The organism is Mesorhizobium sp. M7A.F.Ca.US.006.04.2.1 (assembly GCF_004022915.1).
Taxonomy (GTDB): Bacteria; Pseudomonadota; Alphaproteobacteria; order Rhizobiales; family Rhizobiaceae; genus Mesorhizobium; species Mesorhizobium ciceri.
In genome coordinates, this window is record NZ_RZQA01000589.1 from 1 (window position 1) to 4,085 (window position 4,085).

At 65.6% G+C, this 4,085-nt stretch carries 3 protein-coding genes and 2 pseudogenes; all 5 read left to right on the top strand.

The genetic code is table 11. The annotated features are described in order from the left end of the window. A pseudogene (locus tag EN925_RS25910) lies at nt 1-182 on the top strand (SMP-30/gluconolactonase/LRE family protein); the annotation flags it as partial. A gap of 96 nt (nt 183-278) precedes the next feature. Further along, the gene (locus EN925_RS25915) at nt 279-1,292 is read left to right on the top strand and encodes an ABC transporter substrate-binding protein (protein WP_127371241.1); all 1,014 of its coding nucleotides are present in this window, start codon (nt 279-281) and stop codon (nt 1,290-1,292) included. A gap of 49 nt (nt 1,293-1,341) precedes the next feature. Next, nucleotides 1,342-2,811 carry a sugar ABC transporter ATP-binding protein gene (locus tag EN925_RS25920; protein ID WP_127384658.1) on the top strand — a complete coding sequence of 490 codons (1,470 nt, stop codon included), beginning with the start codon at nt 1,342-1,344 and terminating at the stop codon, nt 2,809-2,811. A gap of 1 nt (nt 2,812) precedes the next feature. Then, nucleotides 2,813-3,793, top strand: coding sequence for an ABC transporter permease (locus tag EN925_RS25925; RefSeq protein WP_164753495.1), 981 nt, complete (start codon nt 2,813-2,815; stop codon nt 3,791-3,793). Between the two features lie 3 nt (nt 3,794-3,796). Then, nucleotides 3,797-4,085, top strand: a pseudogene (locus EN925_RS25930) (ABC transporter permease); the annotation flags it as partial.

The window sequence follows — 4,085 nt, forward strand, 5'->3', positions numbered from 1 at the left end:
GCACCGGACCCGGCGGCATCCACATTTTCGACGCGTCGGGCACCATTCTTGGCGTCATCCGGACGCCTGAAGATTGCGCGAATTTCACCTTCGGCGACGACGATTTGCAAAGCCTCTACATTGCCGCGTCGACGTCGCTGTACCGGCTCAGGGTGCGCGTGCCGGGATTGAGACTGTTTTGAGCTCGCGACAATCCGTGCTCAAATCAGAGTTGGGAGTGAGGCCGGGGTCAAAGCCGGTGGGAATACAGCAGTCAACACATCTGGGAGGATAACGACATGAAGAAACTGTTCGTTCTGGGCGCTCTGGCGGCAATGCTCGCTTCGGGCACGGCGCTGGCCGACACCAGTGGCAAGAAGATTGCTTTTTCCAACAATTATGCCGGCAATTCCTGGCGGCAGGCGATGCTCGACAGCTATGGCATCGTCACCAAGAAGGCGGTCGCCGACAAGGTGGTCGGCGCGGCCGACATCTTCACCACCGCCGACAAGGAGGTGCCGACGCAAGCGGCGCAGGTGCAGAACCTGATCCTGCAGGGCTATGACGCGATCGTCATCAACGCTGCCTCGCCGGATGCGCTCAACGGCGCCATCAAGCAGGCCTGCGATGCCGGCATCACCGTCGTCTCCTTCGACGGCACCGTGACCGAGCCTTGCGCCTACCGTGTCGTCGTCGACTTCAAGGACATGGGCAAGCAGGAAGTCGAGCAGATGGCCAAGTTCCAGCCCAAGGGCGGCAATCTGCTTGAAATCCGCGGCCTTGCCGGCACCTCGATCGACGATGCCATCCATGCCGGCATCCTCGAAGGCGTCGCCGCCCATCCCGAGTTCAAGATCGTCGGTTCGGTGACCGGCGACTGGGACCAGACGACGGCGCAGAAGGCGGTGGCGACCATCCTGCCGTCGCTGCCCGACATCGTCGGCGTCGTTGACCAGGGCGGCGACGGTTACGGCGCCGCACAGGCCTTCGCCGCCGCCGGCAAGCCGCGCCCGACCATCATCATGGGCAACCGCCAGGACGAGTTGCAGTGGTGGAAGGAACAGAAGGAGAAGGACGGCTACCAGACATGGTCGGCGTCGATCGCGCCCGGCGTGTCGTCGCTCGCCTTCTGGGTGGCGCAGCAGGTGCTCGACGGCCGCACCGACATCCCGCATGACCTGCTGGTGCCGTATCTGGCCTTCACCCAGGACGATTTCGAGGCCGAGCTGCCAAAGATCCCCAAGGGCGGCGTCGCCAGCCACGAATACACGCAGGAAGACGCGATCGCGGCCATCAAAGCCAACATCAAGTGAATGTCGGCCAAGCGTTGCCGTCCGTATCGCCAAGCGAGTATCGTTGAGCATGCCCAGGGGTAACGCTGACATCATCAGACTGAACGGCGCCGAAAAGCATTTCGGCGCCGTTCGCGCGCTGGGTGGCGTGGATTTTCACGTCGGACCCGGCGAATGCGTCGGGCTCGTCGGCCACAATGGCGCCGGCAAATCGACGCTGATGCACATGGTGGCGGGCACGCTGGTGCCCGACAGCGGGCAGATCGGCGTGCATGGCGACACCGAGGACAACTACTCGGTGTCGCGCGCGCAGCAGCTCGGCATACGCTGCGTCTTCCAGGAGCTGTCGCTGTGCCCCAATCTCAGCGTCGCCGAGAACACACGCATCAACCACGCTTCGCTGCGTGGCTTCGGCTGGCGGCGCAAGGCGGCCGAGCTGATCGCCGCCAAGCTCGACGAGATCTTTCCGGGTCATAGCATCTCGGCGTCGGACATTGTCGGCGACCTGTCGATCGGCCGTCGCCAGATGGTCGAAGTGGCGCGCGCCTTCACGGTCACCCAGGATCGTCTCGACCTCGTCATCCTCGACGAGCCGACATCGTCGCTCGACGCGCATACGGCGGGCCAGTTGCTGGCCTTCGTGCGCCGCTTCGTCGCCGGCGGCAAAAGCTGCATCCTGATCTCGCATGTGCTGGGCGAGGTGCTGCGCAACGCCGACCGCATCGTGGTGATGCGCGACGGCAAGGTGGTTGTCGCCGACACCGCCAGCGCCTTCGACCGTAACCGGCTGGTGACGGCGATGGGCGGCGCGGAAGCGCGCCAGAAGATCGCGGCGCAAATCGCTGCCGCCAAGCCCGCCGCCAGTCCGCTGAGGGTCCGGGCGCGGCCCGCGGCGCAGAAGGACGGCACCGACCTCGTCGCCTGCGCCGGGGAGATCATCGGCCTTGCCGGGCTGGCGGGCCACGGCCAGACCGATCTGCTGCTGGCGATCTTCCGCGGCGCCACGCGCGCCCGGGCCGGCATCGAGGTGACAGCGCCGGTGGCGCTGGTCGCCGGCGACCGCCAGTCGGATGGCATCTTTCCGCAATGGTCGATTGCTGAGAACATCGGCATCCGCTCGCTGGCGCGGCTGCGCAACGGGCTGCTGATCTCGCCGCAGCGCGAGGCCGAGCTTGCCGCATTCTGGCAGAAGAAGATCGGCATCCGTACGCCTGACATGAACAACAACATTTTCTCGCTATCGGGCGGCAACCAGCAGAAGGCGCTGTTTGCGCGTGCGCTCGGCTCGGATGCACAGATCGTGCTGATGGACGACCCGATGCGTGGCGTCGACATCGGCACCAAGCTGGAGGTCTACGACCTCGTGCGCGAAGAGGCCGGTCGCGGCCGTACCTTCCTCTGGTACACCACGGAAACCGAAGAGCTCGACAATTGCGACCACATCTATGTCTTCAAGAACGGCCGCATCGTCGCCAATCTGCGTCGCGACGAGTTGACCGAAGAGAAGATCATCCAGTCCTCCTTCGGCGATGCGGCCTGAGATGACGGCCGCCAGCCTCGACACCGCTGCCAGGACTTCCGCCGAGCGCGGCGCGCTGGCCCGCGCGCGCCTGCTGCGCGGGCTGCTGCCGGCGCTGTCGCTGGCGCTGGTGCTGCTCGCCATCGCCTGGCTCAACCCGCGCGCCATCAGCTATTTCGGCTTCAGCCTGATGCTCAACCTGGCGATCCCGATCGCGCTGGCGACGATCGCGCAGATGTTCGTCATTGCCGGAAACGAGCTCGACCTGTCGATCGGCACTTTCGTCGGCTTCGTCGGCTGTGTCACCGCGACCTGGCTGAAGGACGCGCCGCTGCTCGGCGCCGCCATCCTGCTCGGATCGATCGGCGTCTATGCGCTGCTCGGCGCACTGATCCATCTGCGCAACCTGCCGTCCATCGTGGTGACGCTCGGCATGAGCTTCGTCTGGCAGGGGCTCGCGATTCTCGTCCTGCCCAAACCGGGCGGCAAGGCGCCGGACTGGCTGCTCGGGCTGATGGCGTTCAAGCCGCCTTTCGTGCCGTTTCCGATCATCGCCGCGCTGCTGATCGGCCTCATCGTCCATTTCGGCCTGATGCGCACCTCCTATGGCGTGATCTTGCGCGGCTCGGGCGGCAATCCGGCGGCACTCGGTCGCGCCGGCTGGTCGCTGCTCCGAACCAAGATCGTGCTGTTTGCGCTCGCCGGCCTGTTCGGCGTGCTGTCCGGCATGGCGCTGATCGGCATCACCACCTCGGCCGATGCCAATATCGGCAATGGCTACACGCTGCTGGCGATCGCCGGCGTCATCCTCGGCGGCGGCGAATTCGTCGGCGGCCGGGTGTCGCCGATCGGTGCGGTGATCGGCGCGCTGACGCTGGCGCTGGCCGCCTCGCCGCTGCTCACCTTCATGCACATTCCACCCGACTGGCAGGTGGCCGCCAACGGCGCCATCCTGATCATCGTGCTGGCGGCGCGCGTGCTGATCAGCCGCAAGGAGAGGTGAGCGATGACATCGGTGAGATCGCTGCTTACCAAACCCTGGATCTGGTCGTTCCTCGGCGCGCTGCTGGTGTGGCTGGCGACGATCGCCTTCACCGGCGGCTATGGCGGGGGTGGCATGGTGACGGCAGCCCTTTCGCTGGCGGTATTCACCGTCATTGTCGGCGTCGGCCAGATGTTCGTCATCACGCTGGGACCAGGCAATGTCGACCTGTCGCTGCCGGCCAATATCGGCCTTGCCAGCGCCGTCGCGATGAAGGTGATGGACGGCAACGATTCCATGATCGCGGTCGGGC

What these genes read in the sequence shown, in the direction of transcription:
- EN925_RS25915 (WP_127371241.1), top strand. Translation starts at nt 279, where the DNA reads ATGAAGAAACTGTTCGTTCTGGGCGCTCTGGCGGCAATGCTCGCTTCG.
- EN925_RS25920 (WP_127384658.1), top strand. Translation starts at nt 1,342, where the DNA reads ATGCCCAGGGGTAACGCTGACATCATCAGACTGAACGGCGCCGAAAAG.
- EN925_RS25925 (WP_164753495.1), top strand. Translation starts at nt 2,813, where the DNA reads ATGACGGCCGCCAGCCTCGACACCGCTGCCAGGACTTCCGCCGAGCGC.